Annotated in this window: 17 protein-coding genes; 12 read left to right on the forward strand and 5 right to left on the reverse strand. The window is 55.7% G+C overall.

From position 1 onward, the window contains the following. Both B880_RS0106765 and B880_RS0106770 read right to left on the reverse strand, forming a co-directional pair. The coding region (locus tag B880_RS0106765) for a LysE family translocator (protein ID WP_017346628.1) at positions 1 to 254 on the reverse strand (254 nt) is incomplete at its 3' end. A gap of 176 nt (positions 255 to 430) precedes the next feature. After that, on the reverse strand, positions 431 to 913 hold the full coding sequence (locus B880_RS0106770) for an Exc2 family lipoprotein (protein WP_157060520.1): 483 nt from the start codon (positions 911 to 913) through the stop codon (positions 431 to 433). A gap of 203 nt (positions 914 to 1116) precedes the next feature. Here B880_RS0106770 and kdpF point away from each other — a divergent pair, with 203 nt between their 5' ends. The 6 genes from kdpF to B880_RS0106800 all read left to right on the forward strand — a co-directional run bounded on the left by kdpF (position 1117) and on the right by B880_RS0106800 (position 10997). Further along, entirely contained in the window at positions 1117 to 1206 is a 90-nt protein-coding gene (gene kdpF, locus B880_RS24805) for a K(+)-transporting ATPase subunit F (protein WP_017346630.1), read from the forward strand. Then, positions 1206 to 2891, forward strand: a complete 1686-nt coding sequence (gene kdpA, locus B880_RS0106780) for a potassium-transporting ATPase subunit KdpA (RefSeq protein WP_017346631.1) — start codon at positions 1206 to 1208, stop codon at positions 2889 to 2891. Before kdpF ends, kdpA begins: the two co-directional genes overlap by 1 nt. 11 nt (positions 2892 to 2902) lie before the next feature. After that, complete coding sequence (kdpB, locus tag B880_RS0106785; RefSeq protein ID WP_036645560.1) at positions 2903 to 4951, forward strand: potassium-transporting ATPase subunit KdpB; 2049 nt, start codon at positions 2903 to 2905, stop codon at positions 4949 to 4951. An 11-nt stretch (positions 4952 to 4962) separates the two neighbouring features. After that, positions 4963 to 5538 (forward strand): potassium-transporting ATPase subunit KdpC, encoded by a 576-nt coding sequence (gene kdpC, locus B880_RS0106790; protein ID WP_017346633.1) that lies wholly within the window; start codon positions 4963 to 4965, stop codon positions 5536 to 5538. 8 nt (positions 5539 to 5546) lie between these two features. Then, positions 5547 to 8228 carry a two-component system sensor histidine kinase KdpD gene (kdpD, locus tag B880_RS0106795; protein ID WP_017346634.1) on the forward strand — a complete coding sequence of 894 codons (2682 nt, stop codon included), beginning with the start codon at positions 5547 to 5549 and terminating at the stop codon, positions 8226 to 8228. A gap of 348 nt (positions 8229 to 8576) precedes the next feature. Continuing rightward, the gene (locus B880_RS0106800; RefSeq protein ID WP_017346635.1) at positions 8577 to 10997 is read left to right on the forward strand and encodes a membrane-bound PQQ-dependent dehydrogenase, glucose/quinate/shikimate family; all 2421 of its coding nucleotides are present in this window, start codon (positions 8577 to 8579) and stop codon (positions 10995 to 10997) included. An 81-nt stretch (positions 10998 to 11078) separates the two neighbouring features. On the opposite strand, the gene B880_RS0106805 is transcribed toward B880_RS0106800, so the two are convergent. Continuing rightward, positions 11079 to 12467 (reverse strand): Na+/H+ antiporter NhaC family protein, encoded by a 1389-nt coding sequence (locus B880_RS0106805; protein ID WP_017346636.1) that lies wholly within the window; start codon positions 12465 to 12467, stop codon positions 11079 to 11081. Continuing rightward, complete coding sequence (locus B880_RS0106810; protein ID WP_017346637.1) at positions 12455 to 13603, reverse strand: M20 family metallopeptidase; 1149 nt, start codon at positions 13601 to 13603, stop codon at positions 12455 to 12457. The genes B880_RS0106805 and B880_RS0106810 overlap by 13 nt, the downstream gene beginning before the upstream one ends. Positions 13604 to 13716: 113 nt before the next feature. Between B880_RS0106810 and B880_RS0106815 the strand changes: the two genes are divergently transcribed. Continuing rightward, positions 13717 to 14628, forward strand: coding sequence for a LysR family transcriptional regulator (locus tag B880_RS0106815; protein ID WP_017346638.1), 912 nt, complete (start codon positions 13717 to 13719; stop codon positions 14626 to 14628). 95 nt (positions 14629 to 14723) lie between these two features. Here the strand turns inward: B880_RS0106815 and B880_RS0106820 are convergent, their stop codons facing one another. Continuing rightward, positions 14724 to 16736 carry a TonB-dependent siderophore receptor gene (locus B880_RS0106820; RefSeq protein WP_017346639.1) on the reverse strand — a complete coding sequence of 671 codons (2013 nt, stop codon included), beginning with the start codon at positions 16734 to 16736 and terminating at the stop codon, positions 14724 to 14726. Between the two features lie 131 nt (positions 16737 to 16867). On the opposite strand from B880_RS0106820, the gene B880_RS0106825 reads away from it, so the two are divergent. The 5 genes from B880_RS0106825 to B880_RS0106840 all read left to right on the forward strand — a co-directional run bounded on the left by B880_RS0106825 (position 16868) and on the right by B880_RS0106840 (position 21807). Next, positions 16868 to 17746, forward strand: coding sequence for an AraC family transcriptional regulator (locus B880_RS0106825; protein WP_017346640.1), 879 nt, complete (start codon positions 16868 to 16870; stop codon positions 17744 to 17746). A 194-nt stretch (positions 17747 to 17940) separates the two neighbouring features. Continuing rightward, entirely contained in the window at positions 17941 to 18342 is a 402-nt protein-coding gene (locus B880_RS0106830; protein ID WP_017346641.1) for a hypothetical protein, read from the forward strand. Next, positions 18339 to 18917, forward strand: a complete 579-nt coding sequence (locus B880_RS26655; protein ID WP_017346642.1) for an ABC transporter transmembrane domain-containing protein — start codon at positions 18339 to 18341, stop codon at positions 18915 to 18917. Before B880_RS0106830 ends, B880_RS26655 begins: the two co-directional genes overlap by 4 nt. 54 nt (positions 18918 to 18971) lie before the next feature. Further along, a complete protein-coding gene (locus B880_RS26660; protein ID WP_017346643.1) occupies positions 18972 to 20093 on the forward strand; it encodes an ABC transporter ATP-binding protein in 1122 nt (373 codons plus the stop codon). Next, on the forward strand, positions 20080 to 21807 hold the full coding sequence (locus tag B880_RS0106840; protein ID WP_017346644.1) for an ABC transporter ATP-binding protein: 1728 nt from the start codon (positions 20080 to 20082) through the stop codon (positions 21805 to 21807). Before B880_RS26660 ends, B880_RS0106840 begins: the two co-directional genes overlap by 14 nt. Position 21808: the final 1 nt, after the last annotated feature.

Consider the following 21808-nt stretch of genomic DNA (forward strand, 5'->3'; position numbering starts at 1 on the left):
AAGGTGGGGGAGGATGTCAAATATTTAATCACGGTAAACATCACCGGAGAGGCGAGGATCAGCGCCGTCAGCCCTAAAGTGCTGGCAACTGCGTGAGTGCAGCTCCCTAAAACCACACCCAACGCCGAGACTATACCGGCACGACGGCCATTCGCCACGCTCTGCCCAATGACGTAGGCCATATCAGGTCCGGGGGTGACAGAAAGGAGAAAAACGGAAAAGACAAACAGTCCAAAATGCGTGATGTCCAGCATGATAACCTCATATTCCTTTGAAATTACTTTAAACTTAACCCTTTAACACCTGAATGACTAGCTCAAAAGCGTGACGGGAAGGTGGGTGTTATCTCTGATATCCGCACATCAGCGCTTGCTCCGCCTCACAGCATTTAGCCAGCGTCCCCCAAAGACACTGGCTAAAGCATCTTTTCCTAAGGTTTGCCGTTGTATCCATCCCAGTAAGTGGTCGTCGCGGCGTTCAGCATCAGCTCAGCCTGCTTCCTCGGCTGATCGGCTTCATATTTGTGGCTTACAAAAGTACTGCGCTGAGAGGCAGCAGCGAAAGCATCTATGCTGCGAAAGCTATTTACCCGCTCCTGTGCTTGCGCAGGCGTAATCCCCTGAGCATGATCTTTTTTGCCCAAATCATAAAACTGCTTAAGGAAAACGGTGGCGCGCTGCGTATTATCCGCCGTGAGTGAGCGCATGTTAGGGTCAAAGTTCAACTGGGCGATTTGTTGGGCTACGTGACTGGCATTGCGCTCTACGCTGGTTTTCGGTGCACACGCAGTGAGTAACAAGGGAATAAGGATCGTTAAAGCTGTTGATTTTATGTTCATTTTTTCATCCATGTAAAAAAGAAGACTATACAGGTTATCTGGCGAAATTACACCCAAGATCAGGCTGTACGTCACCACCCAATTCGGGAAAATGTCTCGCGCATATTGGCACAGCGAATAGTTGTTAAATAAAGATAAAAATCCACGCTGCGTATTTATTCATCTGGCTGTTTTTTCATCTTTATACTTTTTATATACCGTGACGATCAATATTGACGACAATTTTATATTTATTTTTCTACTCTCTTAATATATTTCAAACCCATGGAGAGTGGATCGTGAGCGCAGGATTAATCGCCGGCATTGTGCTGGTGTTTTTGTTACTGGGTTATCTGTTCTATGCCCTGTTCCGGGCGGAGGCGTTCTGATGGCCGCTGAAGCATTTTTACTGTTGGCCTGTTTTATGGCCGTATTGTTGCTGCTGGCAAAACCGCTGGGGGATTTTATCACCACCCTGGCAGCGGACCGCGGCGTCACCGGCCTGAACGGGCTTGAGCGCCTGATCTGGCGTAGCTGTGGTGTGCAGGACCAGGAGATGAACTGGCGGCACTATCTGCTCGCTATTCTGCTGTTTAACCTGCTGGGACTACTGGTGCTGTTGGTGGTGCTGTTGTACCAGGATAACTTGCCGCTTAACCCGCAACATTTGCCGGGTCTGAGCTGGCATCTGGCGATAAACACCGCCATCAGTTTTGTTTCCAATACCAACTGGCAGTCATACTCCGGTGAAACCACCATCAGCTATTTCAGTGAAATGGTGGGGCTGGCGGTGCAGAACTTCCTCTCTGCCGCCACCGGTATTGCGGTGTTATTTGCGTTGATGCGCGGCTTTGCCCGCCGTTCAACCACCTATCTCGGTAATGCCTGGCGAGACTTAACCCGCATTAATCTCTACCTGTTGCTGCCGTTGTCGCTGCTGATGGCGCTATTTTTAGTCAGCCAGGGCGTGATTCAAAACCTCAATCCCTACGTGGCGGTGAAAACGCTGGAGGGTGTGCAACAGACCTTGCCAATGGGGCCAGTGGCTTCGCAGGAAGCGATTAAAATGCTCGGCACTAACGGGGGCGGGCTGTTTAACGCTAACTCGGCGCATCCTTTTGAAAACCCAACGCCATTGACCAACTTCGTTGAAATGCTGGCAATTTTCCTGATCCCGGCGGCGCTGTGCTTTACCTTCGGCAATCTGGTGCGTGACCGTCGTCAGGGCAACACCATCCTGTGGGCGATGAGCATCATGTTCCTGCTGGCGGCGGCGGTGGTGATGTATGCCGAAGTGCAGGGCAACCCGCATCTGATGCCTTTAGGGGCCGATTCGGCGATGAACTGGGAGGGGAAAGAGGCGCGCTTTGGCCTGCTGAATTCCAGTCTGTTTGCGGTGATTACCACGGCTGCCTCCTGTGGTGCGGTGAATGCGATGCATGATTCATTCACGGCATTAGGCGGCATGATCCCGCTGTGGCTGATGCAGTTAGGCGAAGTGGTATTTGGCGGTGTGGGATCGGGCCTGTATGGCATGTTGATGAATGTGGTGCTGGCGGTGTTTATTTCCGGCCTGATGATTGGCCGTACGCCGGAGTACCTCGGTAAAAAAATTGGCGTGCCGGAGATGAAAATGGCGGCGATCTACATTCTGATCACCCCAGCCCTGGTGCTGCTCGGTACGGCGTTAGCGATGCTGACGGAAGCTGGGCGCAGTGCAATGGCAAATCCCGGTCCTCACGGCTTTAGTGAAGTGCTGTACGCCGTATCGTCAGCGGCCAACAACAACGGCAGTGCGTTTGGCGGCCTTTCCGCTAATACCTCGTTCTGGAATCTGCTGCTGGCGGTGGCCATGTTGCTGGGCCGTTTCGCACCATTTGTCCCTCTGCTGATGATGGCCGGCTCGCTGGCGGCTCGTAAATCTCAGCCCGCCAGTCCGGGTACATTACCGACGCACGGCGCGCTGTTTGTCGCGTTGATCATCGGCACCGTGGTTCTGGTCGGCGCGTTGACCTTTATTCCTTCGCTGGCGCTTGGCCCGGTGATCGAACATTTACAGTTGCTGGGGCAGTAATGGCGGAGAAGATGATAATGCGTAATCAACAGGTTTCCTCACGGGGTATCTGGCGTCTGGCGCTGATCGGCGCGTTCACAAAACTCGATCCTCGCGTCCAGTATCGTAATCCTGTGATGTTTGTGGTGTATCTGGGCAGCATTTTGACCACCTTGCTGGCGGTTGGGGTGTTGCCGGGTTCAGCACAGGGCCAAACCGGCTTTACTGCGGCGATCTCCGCGTGGCTGTGGTTCACCGTGCTGTTTGCCAACTTTGCGGAAGCACTGGCGGAAGGAAGAAGCAAAGCGCAGGCGGAGAGCCTGAAAGGCATCAAGCGCACCAGTTGGGCGAAGAAACTGGCGTCACCAGAGCGTGATGCCACAGCGGAAAAAGTGGCGGCTGACGCGCTGCGCAAAGGTGACTATGTGCTGGTTGAAGCCGGGGACATTATTCCCTGTGACGGGGAAGTGCTGGCGGGAGGGGCTTCGGTTGATGAAAGCGCCATTACCGGTGAGTCTGCCCCGGTGATTCGTGAATCCGGCGGGGATTTTGCTTCCGTCACGGGCGGTACGCGCATTTTGTCTGACTGGCTGGTGATCCAGTGTAGCGTCAACCCCGGCGAAACGTTCCTCGACCGGATGATCGCGATGGTGGAGGGCGCTCAGCGCCGGAAAACCCCCAACGAGATTGCCCTGAACATTCTGCTGGTGTCGCTAACTATCGTCTTCTTGCTGGCAACCGCGACCTTGTGGCCTTTCTCCGCCTGGGGCGGCACCGCCGTCAGCATTACGGTACTGGTGGCGTTGCTGGTCTGTCTGATTCCTACCACCATCGGTGCTTTGCTCTCGGCCATCGGTATTGCGGGCATGAGCCGTATGCTGGGTGCCAATGTGATTGCCACCAGTGGACGCGCCGTAGAAGCAGCCGGTGACGTTGATGTGCTGCTGATGGATAAAACCGGCACCATTACGCTGGGCAATCGCCAGGCGAGTGAATTTCTTCCCGTGCGCAACGTGGAGGAACAGGCGCTGGCCAATGCTGCACAGCTGGCTTCCCTCGCCGATGAGACACCGGAAGGGCGCAGCATCGTGGTGTTGGCGAAGCAGAAGTTCAACCTGCGTGAGCGCGATCTGCAAAGCCTGAATGCCACCTTTATTCCGTTCACCGCACAAACACGCATGAGTGGCGTGAACGTCGGGGCGCAAATGTTACGCAAGGGCGCTGTGGATGCCATACGCCGTCATGTGGAAAGCAATGGAGGCATCTTCCCGAGTGAAGTGGATGACCTGGTGAGCCGCGTCGCACGTAAAGGCGAAACGCCGCTGGTGGTGGCGGAAGGCAATACGGTGATGGGCGTGGTCGCCCTGAAGGATATTGTCAAAGGCGGCATCAAAGAACGCTTCGCCGAACTGCGCAAAATGGGGATTAAAACAGTGATGGTTACCGGTGATAACCCGTTAACCGCCGCCGCCATTGCCGCTGAGGCGGGGGTTGATGACTTCTTATCCGAAGCGACCCCGGAGGCCAAACTGGCGTTGATCCGTCAGTATCAGGCTGAAGGTCGGATGGTAGCGATGACAGGCGATGGCACCAACGATGCCCCAGCGTTGGCGCAGGCAGATGTCGCCGTGGCGATGAACTCAGGAACCCAGGCAGCCAAAGAGGCCGGGAACATGGTCGATCTCGACTCCAACCCGACGAAATTGCTGGAAGTCGTCCACATCGGCAAGCAGATGCTGATGACGCGTGGCTCGCTCACCACCTTTAGCATCGCGAATGATGTGGCGAAGTATTTTGCCATCATCCCGGCGGCCTTTGCGGTGACCTATCCGCAGTTAAATACGCTGAACGTGATGCACCTGCATTCGCCGACCTCTGCGATTCTGTCAGCGGTGATTTTCAATGCACTGATCATTGTGTTGCTGATCCCGCTGGCCCTCAAAGGCGTGAGCTATCGCCCGATGCCCGCAGCGGCGTTGCTGCGCCGCAATCTGTGGCTCTATGGTGTCGGCGGATTAGTGGTGCCGTTTATTGGCATTAAGGTGATCGACATTTTGCTGACCCTGCTGGGTCTGGTGTAAGGAGTAACGTCATGCAACTGTTTAGACCGGCTATTTCACTGTTTATTTTGCTGACGCTGGTGCTGGGTGGCGCTTATCCGCTGTTAACCACCGGACTGGCGCAGTGGTGGTTTCCGCAATCGGCTAATGGCTCCCTGTTAGCGGTTAAAGGGGAGCTGCGCGGTTCGAGTTTGATTGGGCAAGATTTTACCGCTGCGGGCTACTTCCACGGGCGGCCCTCCGCCACGGGAGATAAACCCTACAATGGATTAGCCTCCTCGGGCAGCAACCTGGCGGTGAGCAACCCGGCGCTCGACCAGGCGATCAGTCAGCGTGTTGCTGCATTGCGCCAGGCGAATCCGCAAGCCAGCGCTACCGCGCCGGTTGAGCTGGTGACGGCTTCAGCCAGCGGCCTGGACCCACACCTCTCGCCTGAGGCTGCGCTGTGGCAATTACCCCGCGTGGCACAGGCGCGCCATCTGCCCGAACAGCAGGTGCGTGAATTGATTGAAGCCAACACGCAACGTCCGCTGTTATATTTTCTGGGTGAGCCTGTGGTGAATGTGCTGCAACTCAATATGGCCCTGGATGCGTTAACTCAACCCTGAGAACGGCAATGACTGATGAACCACTACGTCCCGATCCTGATCGCCTGTTAGCGCAAGCCGATTCAGAAGGCCGGGGGAAATTGAAAATTTACTTCGGCGCGTGCGCGGGTGTCGGTAAAACCTGGTCGATGCTGCAGGAGGCACGGCGCTTACGGGCGCAGGGGTTGGACGTTCTGGTCGGGGTGGTGGAGACACATGGCCGTCAGGACACGGCGGACCTGGTCGAAGGGTTAGAACTCTTGCCGCGTAAAGCCAGCAGCCGGAGTCATCATCAGGAATTTGATCTGGATGCGGCACTGGCGCGGCATCCCGCCGTCATTTTGATGGATGAACTGGCGCACTCCAATCTGCGCGGTGCCCGTCATCCCAAACGTTGGCAGGATATTGAAGAGCTGCTCAATGCGGGCATTGATGTGCTCACCACCGTTAACGTGCAGCATCTGGAGAGCCTGAACGATGTGGTCAGCGGCGTGACCGGAATTCGGGTGCGGGAAACCGTGCCCGATCCCTTCTTTGATGCCGCAGATGAAGTGGTGCTGGTCGATTTACCGCCAGACGACCTGCGCCAGCGTTTAAAAGAGGGCAAAGTCTACGTGGGCGATCGCGCAGAACGCGCGATTGAAAACTTCTTCCGCAAAGGCAATCTGTTTGCCCTGCGTGAGCTGGCGTTGCGACGTACCGCTGACCGGGTTGACGATCAAATTCGTGCCTGGCGCGATGCCAGTGGACGGGAAGAGAAGGTCTGGCACACCCGTGATGCGATTTTGCTCTGTATTGGTAGCGGCACCGGCAGCGAAAAGCTGGTACGCATTGCGGCGCGACTGGCGGCAAGGCTGGGCAGTGAATGGCATGCCATCACCATTGAAACACCTTCACTCTATCGCCGTGGCGAAGCACAGCGTCGTCAGACCTTGCGAACCCTACAGCTAGCTCAGGATCTGGGGGCCGAAACCGCTACCCTGGCGGATCCCGATGAAGCAGAAGCTGCACTGCGCTACGCCCGCGAACATAACCTGGGCAAAATTATTGTGGGTCGTCCCGCCAGTCGTCGCTGGCGCGCCGGGCATCGTTTTGCCAACCGGCTGAGTCGCCTTGGCCCGGATCTGGATCTGATGGTGGTGGCGCTGGACGATCTTGCCGTTAAGACGCAACGTGCCAGTGAAAGCCGACCTAACAGTGAGAAAGTCCGGCAGAAACTTCAGGGTTCTCTGGCTGCGGCCGCGTTGTGCGCACTGATTACGCTGTTTTGTAAAACCGTACTGCCGGACTTTTCACCGATCAATCTGGTGATGATCTATCTGCTTGGCGTGGTGTTGATCGCGATGAGCTTTGGTCGCTTGCCATCGGTGGTGGCTTCATTACTTAACATCGTGGCGTTTGACCTGTTTTTTGTCGCCCCGGAAGGGACGTTCGCCGTCAGTGATGCACAGTATCTGGTGACATTCAGCGTGATGCTGGTGGTGGGGGTGATCACCGGGAATCTCACCGCAGGCATGCGCTACCAGGCACGCGTAGCACGCTATCGTGAGCAACGCGCCCAATACTTGTATGAGCTGACCGCCGGGTTGAGCCGGGTGCGCAAAACCAGTGATATTGCCGATGTTTGCCAGCGAGTGGTGAGCAATGCGTTATTTGCGCGCTGTGAAATCTGGCTGCCTGATGAGCACGGTGTGCTGCAACCGCCGGTCACGCGCAGCCTGATCACCGTCCCGGATGCGGCCATCACGCGGTGGAGTTTTGAGAATGGTCAGGTGGCCGGGGCAGGAACGGACACGCTGCCCGGCGTGCCCTACAAAATTCTGCCGTTGTTCTCCTCCCATCATCAGCATGGCCTGTTGATTATTGAGCCAGATAATCTGCGCAATTTACTCATCCCCGAGCAGCAGCGGCTGTTAAATACCTTTGTGATTCAGATTGCAGGCGCACTGGACCGGCTGGTACTCACCCGGCGCGAGCAAGTGTCCCGCCTGACGGCAGAGCGGGAAGAGCTGCGTAATTCACTGCTGGCTGGGCTGTCACACGATCTGCGCACGCCGTTAACGGTGCTGTTTGGCCAGGCTGAAATCCTGACGTTGGATCTCTCCAGCGAAGGATCAAAATATGCCCCTCAGGCCAGTGAAATGCGGATGCAGACGCTGAGCACTATTCGTCTGGTGAATAACATGCTGGATATGGCACGTATTGAAGCGGATGGCTTCCGTCCGCAAAGTGACTGGGTCTCACTGGAAGAGGTGGTCGGGAGTGCATTGAAATCGCTGGAGATGCTGCTGCCCAGAGGCCAGGTTCAACTGGATCTCCCGCCAGAAACCCTGTTAGTGCAGGGCGATGGCCCGCTACTGGAACGGGTGGTGGTGAATTTGCTGGAGAATGCAGTCAAGTATGCCGGTCAGGAGGGTAAGCCGATTGGCATTCGCGCCTGGCGATCTGGCGAAGAGATCAAGCTGACGGTGTGGGATCAAGGCCCGGGTTTGCCAGCGGGCCGTGAACAGCAGCTGTTTGAAAAATTCGCACGCGGTCAGCATGAATCTTCCGTACCCGGCGTCGGCATGGGACTGGCGTTGTGCAAGGCGATTGTCACGCTGCATAAAGGGACGATCGTGGCGGCTAACCGGCCTGAAGGAGGAGCCAGCTTTACAATAACGCTACCGGCATCTGCTCTGCCTGAGCTGGAAGAAGAGCTGCCCTGGTGATAAACCCTCACGAAAATGAGATCTGAGTCACATATTTTGGCTAAATTAAACCGCAATTAAACGCGGTTTAATTTCTTTGCTAATCATTTAGCGTTTCTCGCCCGGTGATATTTCCCTGCATTTATTCATGCTTTAAACGCGATATTTTTCTTTAAGATAATGTTATTTAAAAAGTAAATATCTCATCCCTTTTTACGTCCATTTTGAAAGTATTCTTTGCCGGTATTATCACGCGGTGCGATATATAACCTGACCTAAATTTACATTTATTGACACCAATGTAACAACTGTGTAACTTTTTGCACTCCTTTCTTTCATGCTTTTCATGATGTTACACATGGAGATATCATGGTCAGTGATCCATCTGGGGCAGGCAAAAGTTCTGCACTTAATACAACAATCAGAGTGATATTTTTTATATTGGCGCTGGTATCCGGCGCGGTTATGGCTTATGGCGGCGTTAAGCTTATTGCGCTTGGCGGCTCCTGGTATTATCTGCTGGCGGGTGTGGCTTACATTATTTTGGCCATTCTTTTTCTGCGCAAAAATGCCCGTGCGGCAACGCTCTCTACTGCTGTCTTTGTACTGACTGTTATCTGGTCACTGTATGAAGTGAAGGCACTCATTTACTGGGATCTGCTGCCGCGTCTGGTGGTGCCCGCGCTGCTGTTCCTGCTCAGTCTGTTAATCCCCGCGACGCAAAAAAACGCTGCACCGGCATGCCGCCGTTGGGCGGGCCTGGGGGCAGGCGGCGTCTTTGTGGCACTGATTGCCACGCTGATTGCTGCCTTCTTCCCACACGGTGAAATTCATAACGCACCGGCTGCCACCAGCACCGACCTGAACGTGCCTTCGGAAGAAGCGTCCAACGCGGAACAGGACTGGCGTTTTATCAGCCGTAGCGCCAGCGGCACACGCTATGTGCCTCTGAACCAGATCACCCCGGAAAACGTGAACCAGCTGAAAGTGGCCTGGACTTACCACACCGGTCGCCGTCTGACTGGCCCGGCCATTGGCGTTGACGAAAATACGCCGATTCAGATTGGTGCAGTGCTGTACACCTGTACGCCAGAGAACAAAATTGCGGCGGTAAACGCGGACACGGGTAAAGCGATTTGGGAGTTTGATCCCCACGCCCGCACCCTGGAACACGTGACTTGCCGTAGTGTGGGTTATTACGACTACGACCAGGACGACTCACTGAGCGCTGAGCAGAAAGCGGCATACACTGCGGCCACCTGTCGTCAACGCATCATCGTGACTACCGTTGACGCGCGCTTGCTGGCTCTGGATGCGCACAGCGGTCAGCTGTGTGAAAACTTCGGTCAGAACGGCATCGTTAATCTGCAAAATGGCATTGGCGATACCGCCAATAGCCGCCGCTACCACCCGTCAAGTGTACCGGTAATTATGGGCCACCTGACCGTCTTCGGCACCTGGATCCGCGACGTCACGCTGGATGAGCCTTCAGGCGTACTGCGTGCTTATGATGTGCGTGATGGCTCACTGGCGTGGGCGTGGGACGTGGGCGCCATTGAAGGCCTGAATCACACCCCAGGGCAATATACCCTGAGCACCCCGAACGTGTGGGCAATCCCGACGTTTGATAAGCAGTTGAATCAGGTCTATGTCGCGACCGGTAATGGCCCACCAGACTACTGGGGCGGCGACCGTAATGCGGCAAAAGAGAAATACGGCTCCTCGGTGATCGCTATTGATGCCAGCACCGGTAAAACCAACTGGGTTTATCAGACGGTACACCATGATATCTGGGATTATGACCTGCCTTCTCAGCCGGTGATGTACCCCATGAAGAATGAGCAGGGTGAAGTGGTGCCTGCGCTGATTCAGACCAGCAAAATGGGTGAGATCTTTGTACTGGATCGCCGTACCGGTAAGCCAGTCAGTAAGGTGGAAGAGCGCCCAGTACCGACTTCACCGGCAGGGAAAGATGAGCGCCTGTCACCGACCCAGCCTTTCTCGGTGGATATGCCAACCATTGGCCTGGAAAAGCTGAATGAGCAGAAGATGTGGGGGATGACCACCTTTGATCAGCTCTACTGCCGCATTCTGTTTAAATCTGCGCTGTACTCCGGTATTTATCAGCCGAACAGCGAGCAAACCTACCTGGAATACCCGGCCACCATGGGCGGTATGAACTGGGGGGGTGTGACGATCAATGAAAAAACCGGGATGCTGTTTGTTAACGATATCCGTCTCGGTATGTTGATGGCGTTGAAGACCAAAGAGCAGGCGAAAGGGCAGGAAGCCTCACTGAATGAAGTGCCGCAGTGGGCAGGGACGATCCGTCCACAAATTGCCGGGCCTTATGTTGGCGTGCGCATGGATAACTTTGCTTCGTTCCTGCAAGTCCCTTGTCAGCATCCACCGTTTGGTACCATGACGGCGATTAACCTGAATACCAAGCAGATTGCATGGCAGGTTCCGGCGGGCACCGTGGAAGATACTGGCCCGTTGGGCGTTAAAACCCATCTGCCAATTCCGGTCGGCATGCCAACGCTGGGCGGACCGACTGCCACTCAGTCCGGCCTGCTGTTCTTCGCGGGCACTCAGGACAACTACCTGCGTGCTATCGATCAGAACACCGGTAAAACCGTGTGGAAAGCACGTCTGCCACAGGGCGCAACGGCAACCCCACTGATCTACCGCTCACCGGCCACCGGTAAAGAGTATGTGGTGATCTCCGCAGGCGGAGCGGCTCACTCGCCGGATGTGGGTGATTCCCTTATCGCCTACGCGTTACCGTAACACCCTGATATGAACAGGCCACCCCGGATTATCCGGGGTGGCCTGTTTTACGTTATAACAGAGTGTGAAGCGGGGCTGTAATCAGAAGGGTCCCCACTTAATCGCCACACCGATAACCAGCATGATGACGCAGATAACAAACCAGACCGCGATCAACGGAGCAATAAAGCGCAGCCACTTTCCATAAGAAACACCTGCGGTTGCCAGCACAGCCATCAACACGCCTGATGTTGGGCTGATGCAGTTAACGATACCTTCACCCAGCAAGACCGTTTGTACCATGACCTGCCGCGTCAGACCGAGGTTGTCACCCAGTGGGGAGAAAATCGGTACCAGCAGGGCAGATTCGCCAGAACCGGATGAAATGCCGAAGTGCATCAGTGCCGCGCTAATAAACATACCTATCGCCGCCAGCGTGGGGGGAACCGGAGCCAGCAGTTCCGACAAGAAACCGACAATCGGATCCAGGATATGTCCTTGTTGCAGCACCACGGAAATCGCACTTGCCATCCCCACAATGAAGCCACCTTTAACCAGCCCGGAACAGCCGTGCAGGAAGGTATTGGCGATTTGCGTGCCTGACATACGCCCGAGTAAACCCACCACAATCGCCAGCACGACAAACATAGCTGACATCTCATTGGTGCCCCATTGCGCTCGCACTGCACCGGTAATAAAGATGGCCAGTGCCAGCACACAGGTCAGCAGAATAACTTTGTGACGCGGTGTCACGACCGCCAACTGCGGATCGGAAGCTTCCAGCTGAGGTCGCAAATTGCCCTCACGGCGACTACGGCGGAAGGCCCAAATCATGTAAATCACCGCCGTCAGGATAAACAGCAGGAAGGTAAGCCCGCGCAGCAACATGCCGGAAAACAGCGGCAGTTGCGCCAGGTGTTGTGTCAGGCCGGTGGTGGTGGGGCCAAGCACTGCCACGTTGAAACCTGCGGCACAGCTGAGATAAACCAGCGAAGCACCCAGCATCGGCGACAGCCCGAGCGAACGTGCCACCAGCAAGCCAATCGGGACAAATGCCACTACAGCATTGACCACGGCACCGGTGGTCCCCAGCAGGGCAAAGATCGCAGCGAAGATAATAATGATGCGCGTATCGCTGAGATGGGTACTGCGCGCCAGTGCATTTAAAGCCGTTGCGATAGCGCCAGTGGATTCCACCACGGCCAGCACGCCGCCAGTAAACAGGATCAGGAAAATGATCGGGGCTGACTTCTCCATCCCTGACACAATCGCCATGAAAATATCCTGCGGATAGACACCGGCCTGCGGGACATCGTGCAGACTGCCTTTGACCGCAAAACGAATACCTTCTCGCGCGACATAATCAAATGCGCCAGCGGGAATAATCCAGGTCGCGATGGCTGCGATGATCAACATGGCAAACAGCAGCAGATAGGGGCTTTGACCTACGGCTTTGGTCGCCGGAGCGGCAGGGTGATTTATTGCTGACACAGATCCTCCCCAGGTTCTCCCAGAATGATCCCTGCGAGCAGCGCGGCACGCGGTACGACATCGGCCAGATAGATATGCTCATTGCGCGCGTGAATCCCGACGCCGCTTGCGCCCAGACCATCCAGCGTGGCGATACCCAAGGCGGCGGTGAAGTTACCATCACTGCCACCGCCAACGCTTTTGCCCTCAATGTGGAAGCCCAAAGCGTTAGCGACTTGCTGAGCGCGTTCAAGCAACAGGCGTGATGCCGCCGTTTGTTCCATTGGCGGTCGTGTCTGCCCACCGCTTAATGTCAGGCTGATGCCAGGCATCACCGGTTGAATAGACGTAATGATTTCATGCAAGCGCTGTGCTTCAGCAGCACAGGTGGTGCGCGTATCAATGCCCAGTTCTGCGCGGTCAGCAACCACGTTGGTGCGGCTGCCGCCATTGGCGATACCGACGTTCACCGTGGTACCGCGCGCGGGATCGTTCAGGCCGTGTAAGAACAGCACCTGATGTGCCATCTCCTGCACGGCACTGATCCCCTCTTCAGGATTGTTGCCCGCGTGGGCGGCTAAACCCACAATTGACAGCTTGTACTGACCAGAGCCTTTACGGGCGACTTTCAGGTTGCCACTGCCAACTTCGGCCGGTTCGACCACCAGCACATATTCAGACCCCTCGGCCTGCCGGGAAATCCACTGATGTGAGCTGGGGCTGCCAATTTCTTCATCGCTGTTACACAAGAAGACGATGCGATTGTCGCCCAACAGTTGCAGCTGTTGCAGCGCGCGCACGGCCCAAATAGCCTGAACCAGACCGGCTTTCATATCCAGCACGCCTGGACCGTAGAGTTTGCCGTCCTCTTCCCGTAGCACCAGATCGCCATGATCCCACACGGTATCAAAGTGACCGAGCAGCGTGATTTGTGGGCCACTGTTCCCGAGGGTGAACTTCAGATGATCCCCCTGAACTGGCTGGGGATCGACCTCTGCGCTAAGGCCAAGACGCTGTTGGAAAATCTCCCGCAAGACCTGACCACAACGATCAACGGCGGCTTTATCGCCAGAAGGCGACTCAGCACTGACCAGACGGCGAATGTCGGCGAAAATTTCATCGCGATGGTGTTGTAAATAATCAGTAATATTTTTCATTTTATAATGTTCCTGCCTTTGTCCAGCTGCCAGTATGCGCAGAATTTAACTGCTGAAACAGAGGGGCAGGATGGTAGTATTGTTGCTCTCAGGGCAACAGATAGGTAAAAAGTATGACGTTGGGCAACTATCCGGAAAAATCGATAAGTTATTTATATGAAGTCGGTGAGCAGGGCGGAATTCGTCGCGCTGCGGATATGCTAGGCGTTAACCCTTCGGTGATTAGCCGCCAACTCTCTGCGCTGGAGCGCACGTTGCAGCTACCGCTACTGGAGCGGCGTGGAAGGAATGTTGTGTTAACCGAAGCCGGTAAACTACTGGCCGAAGATTATGCCCAAACCAGCCAGCGCCGACGCATGCTGGAGGGGCAATTGCGCGATTTACGCCATATGCGCGGCGGTAGCGTCAGCCTGCGTATAGGGCAGGGCATGGTCGAGGAGGTGGTAGGGCAAGTTTTGCGCACCTTTTCGCAGGCTTATCCGGCGGTGTTCCTGGATATCTCTTCGGGTGACATGCAGACCACGGTGGATCTGATTGCGCGTGGCGATGTTGATATGGCCGTTGGCTTCGGCACCACCGGGCCTGCCGGGCTTAAAAGCCAGAGCTACCCGCGTGGTCCGATTTGCGCGATTGTGACGCCCGATCACCCCATCGCCGCTCTGGAAAAAGTCAGTGTGGCTGAACTCGCCAACCACCGGCTGATCGGCATGAGCGACAACTTTGGTTTACAGCGCTATATCTACGCTATCTTCAACAGTGAAGGTATTTTGTTCAACCCAGCCTACAGCTGTAATTTATTTTCCAGTGCTATTACGCTGAGCCAGGCGGGACTTGGTGTCGCATTCATGACGGCGCATGCCGTGAAACCTTCGCTATTACAGGGAGAGCTGGTTGCGGTGCCGATAGACAACCGGATTGCGCGGGAAAGCCAGTGCCATCTGCTGCGCAGCGCTGACCATCGCTTTACCCCTGCCGCCAGTTATTTGTGGCAGCTGCTGTGTCATTTCTACAACGACAGCCGTTGAGGCGCAGTGATAGACCCACCCCGCAGGGTGGGCCAACAAAGGGACGCCGTTCGCGCTACCTGACAACCCACAGCTTTTCGTGGCTACCGCAGTAATCAGAACAGCGTAATCTGGACATCAAGACCGGCCGTACGTCCCTGATTCACCTGCGCATACGCGCTGCCCGCCTGCACAAAGCCGTAAGTGCGATACCGGCGGTCAAACACGTTATCCAGATAAGCAGATACCGTCACGCGATCCGTGGCTTGCCAGCCGAGTCGAAGATCGGTAGTGCTATAGCTGCCCTGACGTAGGGTGTTATCACCATCAAAGTATTGTGGTCCCGTCAGGTTTATCGCTGCACGCGGCATCAGTGCTCCCCAGGTGGTATTGATGGTTCCGGTCACACTGGTACTTCCGGCAAAGCGAGGTACGAAAGGTACGCGTTGACCGGCATAGTTCTCGCTATCACCGGCAAAGGTAGAGTGGACATAGTTACCGTCAATCGCCCAGCGCCAGCCCGGCGCGAACTGCCAACTGGCACTGGCTTCAGCACCGGTTGCGTCGGCTTTACCGGCATTCGACAGAGTCTGATAACCCACCGGACCAGAATAGAGCTGAAGATTGCGGGTATGGGTATAGAACAGCGCTCCTGCTAACGTGATATCACGGCTCTCATAGCGGCTTCCCAGTTCATAGTTCAGGGATTTCTCTGCGGCATACGCCTGAGCGGCAGTGAAAGCTGTTGGGGTGTAACTAAATCCGGCAGGTTTGTAGCCCTGCGCAATTCGCCCATACAGACGCCATGCTTCATTCAACTGATAGCCAGCCGAGACCTGGCCCAGGAGCTGGTTATCACTCTCTTGATTGCGGTCGCCCCACGGGATACCGAGTGAAGTACCGCTGTACCCTGTCTTAGCGCGATCGTGTGAGACACGCAGCCCGCCACCCAGATCGAACGCATCTGTGATGTGCCAGGTGAGATCGCTATAGGCTGCCAGGGTTTCTGACGACGTAGCGGCAACGGTGCTCAGATAAGGCGTGCCCGCATACCGGTAGGCAGAGTCCAGCGATTCGTGTATCGCCTCACGATAGAGTCCAAATACGGCATCCAGGCTGCTGTTGCCCCGAGTTGCCGCGCGAATTTCCTGGACGTTTTGATTCCAGCGCTCCGGGATGCTGGCAGTGAGATAAGAGTAAGGGAACTCACGCTGATACTGCTGTTGCTGCCAGGCCCCTACCACGCTAAAAATCCAGTTATCGGTGGTGAGTTTACCGCTCAGGGACTGGCTGTGGGTGCAGCGGCGCAGATAAGGATCGCTGCCTCCTGCCAGCACATCCAGGGTACGGCTTTTCACCTGGTTGTAAGGCACGTAGGTGTCCTGCGTGGCATGAGTACACTCTTCGGTCAGTGACGCATTAAGTTCCCAGGGTTGATTATCGGGTGCCAGACGCAGTTTCACGTTGCCGGCATTCATCCGGGAACCGCCGAGGTGATCGCTCCCGGTCGCAGGGTTGGTCATACTGCCCTGATCAACCTGACGTAACAGGGTTGCACTGCCGTACAGTAACCCATCCTGAATCGGGCCGCTGACATTGAGTTTACTATGGTAGCCGTCACGGCTGGCATAGCCGCCTTCAATGTAGCCGCGTGCTGTGCTGTCAGGTTGATGCGTCACGATATTGATGACGCCACCCTGCGCGCTACGGCCATACAGCGTTCCTTGTGGGCCGCGCAACATCTCTACGCTGGAGACATCCAGCAGCGGAGCCATCGCGTAAGTGGAGAGCTGTGGTACCCCATCAACATAAAAGCTGACGGCCGGATTGTAATAATCCGAAGCAGAAGAGATCCCGCGTAGCGAAATCGTCTGGAAAATCAGGCTACCACTGTTGCCGGTTTGCAGACCGGGCAACACCCGGCTGAGTTGGTCAGTGCGACTGACGTTGGCCTCAGCCAGCGTGCTTTCATCCACGGTCACCAGCGCTACGTTGCGCGAGGAGGCAGCCTTCGCGGTTTGTTTACTGGCGCTGACCACCAGCGTGTCATCGTTAGCACTCTCGGCACTGACAGAACAGGAGAGAGTTAAGGCACTGAGGATGGCAAAAGTGAGAGGTTTGAACTGCATGCTGGGTTCCCTGTAATCAAAACGAGTCAGCGCAGATTACGAGCCAGTGCGCAAAAACAGGTTGCACAGCACGGTACAAAATTGCACGATAAAGTTAAATAAAAATCATTATCATTAGCGTGGTTTGAAGAGTGGCACAGGCTCATCAACAGGTTCTTCAGCATCCCGGGATTACGTGTGTCCAGCTTGATCGCATCTCGCTGATCGCCGTTCAGACCACGCTGCAGCAGGATGTGGTGTTAGAGGGGGAAAATCAGTCACACCTGTCACTGGTGCTTATTGCTCAAGGAGCAGGGCATTTTTGCCTGGAAAACCAGCGCATACGTCACTTTGAAGCTGACATGATGCTGCTCTCCTGTTCCCGCTTTCCCTGTCGTGGCACCGACTTTTTCCCTCGTCACTATCTGTATGACATGGTGATAATTAACTTTCCCGTCAATATGTTACCGGTACTGGAGTCCGCCGGGATAGATACCGGCTGTCGTGGCGGCCAGGTCTTTTCAGCTCAGGCCGGAGAAGCGTTACAGGCACTGCAAAGCGCTATCGTACAGGCTATGCGTGACACCAGTGCCCTGGGTCGATTGCACCTCGAGAGCCTGTTGCTTTCAGCGCTTTGCAGCAGTGTTCGCACCGTGCAACAGCAACTGGAGCTGGCCCAGCGCCAGACGCCAATGTTTACCCGTGACCGCCAGCGCCTGATCCTGGCTCGGGACTATATCCGACAACATGCGACACAGCCGTTGGAACTGGAGGAGGTGGCGCGCCAGGCGGGCATCAATCAACAGACGCTGAAACGCGGATTTCGCACCCTGTTTGCCGTCACACCCTGGCAATACGTGATGCAGTGTCGGCTGGAAGCGGCAGAAAGGATGATAAGCCAGGGAGCACTGTCACTGGATGAGATCGCCAGCCAGTGTGGCTTCTCCCATGCAAGCCACCTCAGTCGCCTGTTTCAGCGCCAGTATGGTCAAACACCGGGTCGCTATCGCCGTCAATACGGGACGTTATAAGCTGCCTGCCACCCTGTGAAAATCTGCTGATTTTCCTCTTCCCTGGCGCGGGAAAAACAGATTGCCTCGCAAATAAAACTGATTATCATTTTCATGTGTAAATTTTCTGCCGCCTGACAGTGTGATGCGTTGACCCAGTCGATTGCACTTTTTGACGGTAAATCTTCAGTGACCCGGTTTAAGGGAGCATGAAAATGTCGAAGGATGTGATCGATACCAGCCAGTGGCCGCTGGTGCACTACGTGATGCCAGACCAGGTAAATGCTGAGGAGGCAACGGCGCATATTCAGGCGTTGCAGCAGGTTCTGGATCGCCGTGAGCCCTTTGTGCTGATTTTTTCTGGCGTTGAGCTGCCGCAGAATTCCGCCGAATTCTTTCGTCAGTACAAAGCCTGGGGAAAAGCGACGCGGCATGCGCAGGCGCTTTACTGTTGTGGGGCGGTGAGGGTGGAGCCAGATGCCGCGAAGCGACAATCCTTATGGCGTAAAGCGTTGCGCTATCTTACCAGCCGCACCATTCCCTATCCTTACCTGGTGGTGGCCACGTCGCAAGAAGCCGAACAGCAGGCGAAACAGTGGCTGAGAGGGAAGGTATGAGCCAACCTGCTGCTCCAAAAGGAAGCTGGAAAGATCTGCGCTCCCTGATACGTGGCGAGGAACCCCACTTACTGGTGGCATTTGGCCTTACCGTGCTGGCAGCGATCAGTGAACTTATCCCTTACGGGATCCTGTGGTTGTCTGTTCAGACTCACGATCCCGCAAAGGCGTTAGTGCCGCTGGCGGGCCTGTTATTACTGGCTTTACTGGTGAAATATGCGCTGCTAACGGGCGGCGGCTACTTTAGCCATCTGGTGGCGTTTCGCGTGTTGTATCAGACCCGCATACGCCTGGCCCATGCGTTAAGCCGCCTGCCGTTGCTGACGCTCAACCGTTACAGCAGTGCTGAACTGCGTAATACCGTGCTTAACGATGTGGAGCGGCTGGAGAATTTCATTGCCCACCACAGTGTCGATATCGTGTCTGCGCTGCTCAGCCCTTTGGTGGCCGCACTGTTTCTCTTCTGGCTGGACTGGCAACTGGCGCTGGCGGCGCTGGTCACAATCCCACTGGCGATCATTGCGCAAAAAGTGGCGACGCGGGGGATGCAGGCGCGTATTGCTGCCTATCAGTAAGCCTCTGCTGAACTGGATAGTGCCACCATTGAGTATGTGCGCGGTGTCCCGGTGATGAAGGCTTTCCAGCAATCCGCGCAGGCTTTCCATCTATTGCATCAAAGACTTAACGCCTATCAGACGTTGGTGGCGTCATTTACGCGTCGTGCGGTGCCAGGGTGGTCGGTCTTTGTGGTTTTACTCAACGCTAACCTGTTTATCTTGCTGCCTTTGGGTCTCTGGCGCGTGCAGCAGGGGAACCTGACCCTGGTGCAGCTGATTCTGGCGATTGTGCTCGGTAGCGGCCTGTTAAAGCCGCTGCTGCGGGTCACTTTTCTCAGCAGCATGTTGGGGGAAATGTTCAGCGGCGTGGGGCGAATTACCGCGCTGTTGCATAATCAAGCCCCCTCGGGAGCGGCGCAGCCCGGCAGTGGCTTGCTGGAAATGAAGGATGTCAGCTTTAACTTTGGTCAGAGTACCGTGATTAATGCCGTGTCACTGACGTTTGCGCCGGGAAATTTCTATGCGCTGATCGGCCCTTCGGGCGCAGGAAAATCAACGATTGCATGGCTGCTTTCCGGCTTACTCCCGACAAGCCACGGGAGTCTGACGTTGGGCGGTGTACCTTTGGCGGACCTCAGTGATGAAACCCGTGCCCGGCACATTGCCGTAGTGAGTCAGGACATTTTCCTGCTACAGGGCACGCTCGCCGATAACCTTCGACTCGGCGCTGAAGATGCAACCGATGAAGCGTTATGGCAGGCGCTACGGCTCGCACAGGCAGAAGCCTGGGTCCGCACGTTACCGCAAGGGCTGGAATCTCCGGTGGGTGAGCGGGGTGTGACGTTGTCAGGCGGTGAGCGACAGCGCATTGCCATCACACGCGCCTTGCTGGTTAATCCGGCCGTATTAATTCTCGATGAGGCGACAGCCTTTGCCGATGCGGTAACCGAGCGCCGTTTTTACCAGACGTTACGATCCGAGCGGCCTGACACCACGGTATTAACCATCGCGCACCGGCTGTATGCGGTGCAACAGGCAGAACTGATCCTGCTGGAGAACGGGCAAGTCACCGCCCAGGCCCGTCATGAAGAACTGCTGGCGCACAATGCGACTTATCAGGCGCTGTGGCACAGTCAGTTTACCCTTGCGCAGTGGCATATTCGTGAGCAGGAGGCTTCCCATGTCGCTGATTAAACATCTCTTAAAACACCCCTCATCGGGCCGTCGGCAAGTGCTGCGCGGCATCGTTTTTCGCATCATCGCGCAGGTGGGGAGTGTACTACCGTTTTTCATTGCCTGGTGGGCAATTGGCCGCGTGGTTGCTCAGCAAACCGAGGGTTTGTTCTGGTGGCAGTTGCTGGCAAGTTTAGGTGCCTGTCTGGTCATACAGCTGCTGTTCTCCCACTTTGGTCAGCTGAACTGTTTTCTCGGCAGTTATCAGTTGCTTCATGGTGTGCGGGAAGCCAGTGCGGAACGCGTGCGGCATCTGCCGCTGGGGTATTTTCAACAGCAGCGGCTGGGGGAAACCAGTACGCTTTTAACCGATGCCATGCGCCGCGTAGAGGAGATCTTCTCGCATCTGCTGCCGGAAGTGATCACCGGTCTCGCCACGGCAGTGCTGTTTTTACTGGCGCTGGCCTGGGTGGATTATCGCCTGACGCTGGCCCTGATGGTGCAAATCCCTCTCGGGCTGTTGGTGATGTTATGGCTCGGCCCCAAACTGTTGGCGGGCACTGCGCAACAGGGCCAGCGTTTTGCCTCAGCCTCGGGGTTATTGCTGGAGTTTGTCAGTGGCATCAGAACGTTACGGCTGTTTAACCGCTCGCGGAGTCTGTTGGATCAGTTGGATGTGCAGTTCAGGGCGATTCACCGTGCCAGTATGGGCATTGAAGCCTTGGGTGGGGCAGGTGTGCTGGCGTTCAGGCTGCTTACCGAGTGTGGTGTCGTTGTGCTTTTTTTACTGGCGGCACATTTGTTCCAACTGGGCAGCCTGAGTTTCATCACGTGGCTGCTGTTTGTGCTGGTGGCATTTAAAGTGCTCGATCCGCTACTGGAGATCGCCACCTACTTCACTCTGCTTCGTGTCATGCGTCAGTCCGCAAACAAGATTACCGCGTTGCTGGAAAGACCTTGCATGCCCGAGTTGGCCAGCACCGAACCGCCGTCGCGTAATGACATTGATTTTAGCCATGTCAGCTTTGCCTATGATGACCAGCCAGTGTTGAAGGATATCAGTTTTCACGCACCTGAAGGCAGCGTGACCGCGCTGGTGGGGCGTTCAGGCAGTGGCAAAAGCACGCTGTTACATCTGCTGGGCGGATTCTGGCAGCCGCAACAAGGCACCATTACGCTAGGCAATGCCCCGGTGGACCAACTGGGGAGTCAGCTACTCTATTCCCGGCTGGGATTTGTATTTCAGGACGTGCAGATGTTTGACGGCAGCGTGCTGGAGAATGTTCGCATAGGCAAGCCTGGAGCAAGTGATGAGGCAGTGATGGATGCCTGCTGCGCCGCAAACTGCGAAGCCTTTATCCAGCAGCTACCTCAGGGTTATCACACCTCGCTGGGTGAGGCCGCTCAGCGACTGAGCGGTGGCGAAAAACAGCGCCTTTCCATCGCAAGGGCGATGTTAAAGGATGCGCCGGTGTTGCTGTTGGATGAAGCCACTGCGCTGCTCGACCCACTATCGCAATCACAGGTACAGCATGCGCTAACCCGGTTGGCACGCAATAAAACGGTAGTTATGGTGGCGCATCGACTGCGCACCGTAGAGTTTGCCGAACAGATCCTGGTGATGGACAACGGCTGTATTATCCAGCGCGGTTCCCATTCCGCACTCATGGCTGTGCCTGGGTTATACCGGGAGCTATGGCAGGCTCAGGAGGGAATGTTGTTGCAGGGTGATTAAA

It is taken from the genome of Pantoea sp. A4 (assembly GCF_000295955.2).
Classification (GTDB): domain Bacteria; phylum Pseudomonadota; class Gammaproteobacteria; order Enterobacterales; family Enterobacteriaceae; genus Pantoea; species Pantoea multigeneris.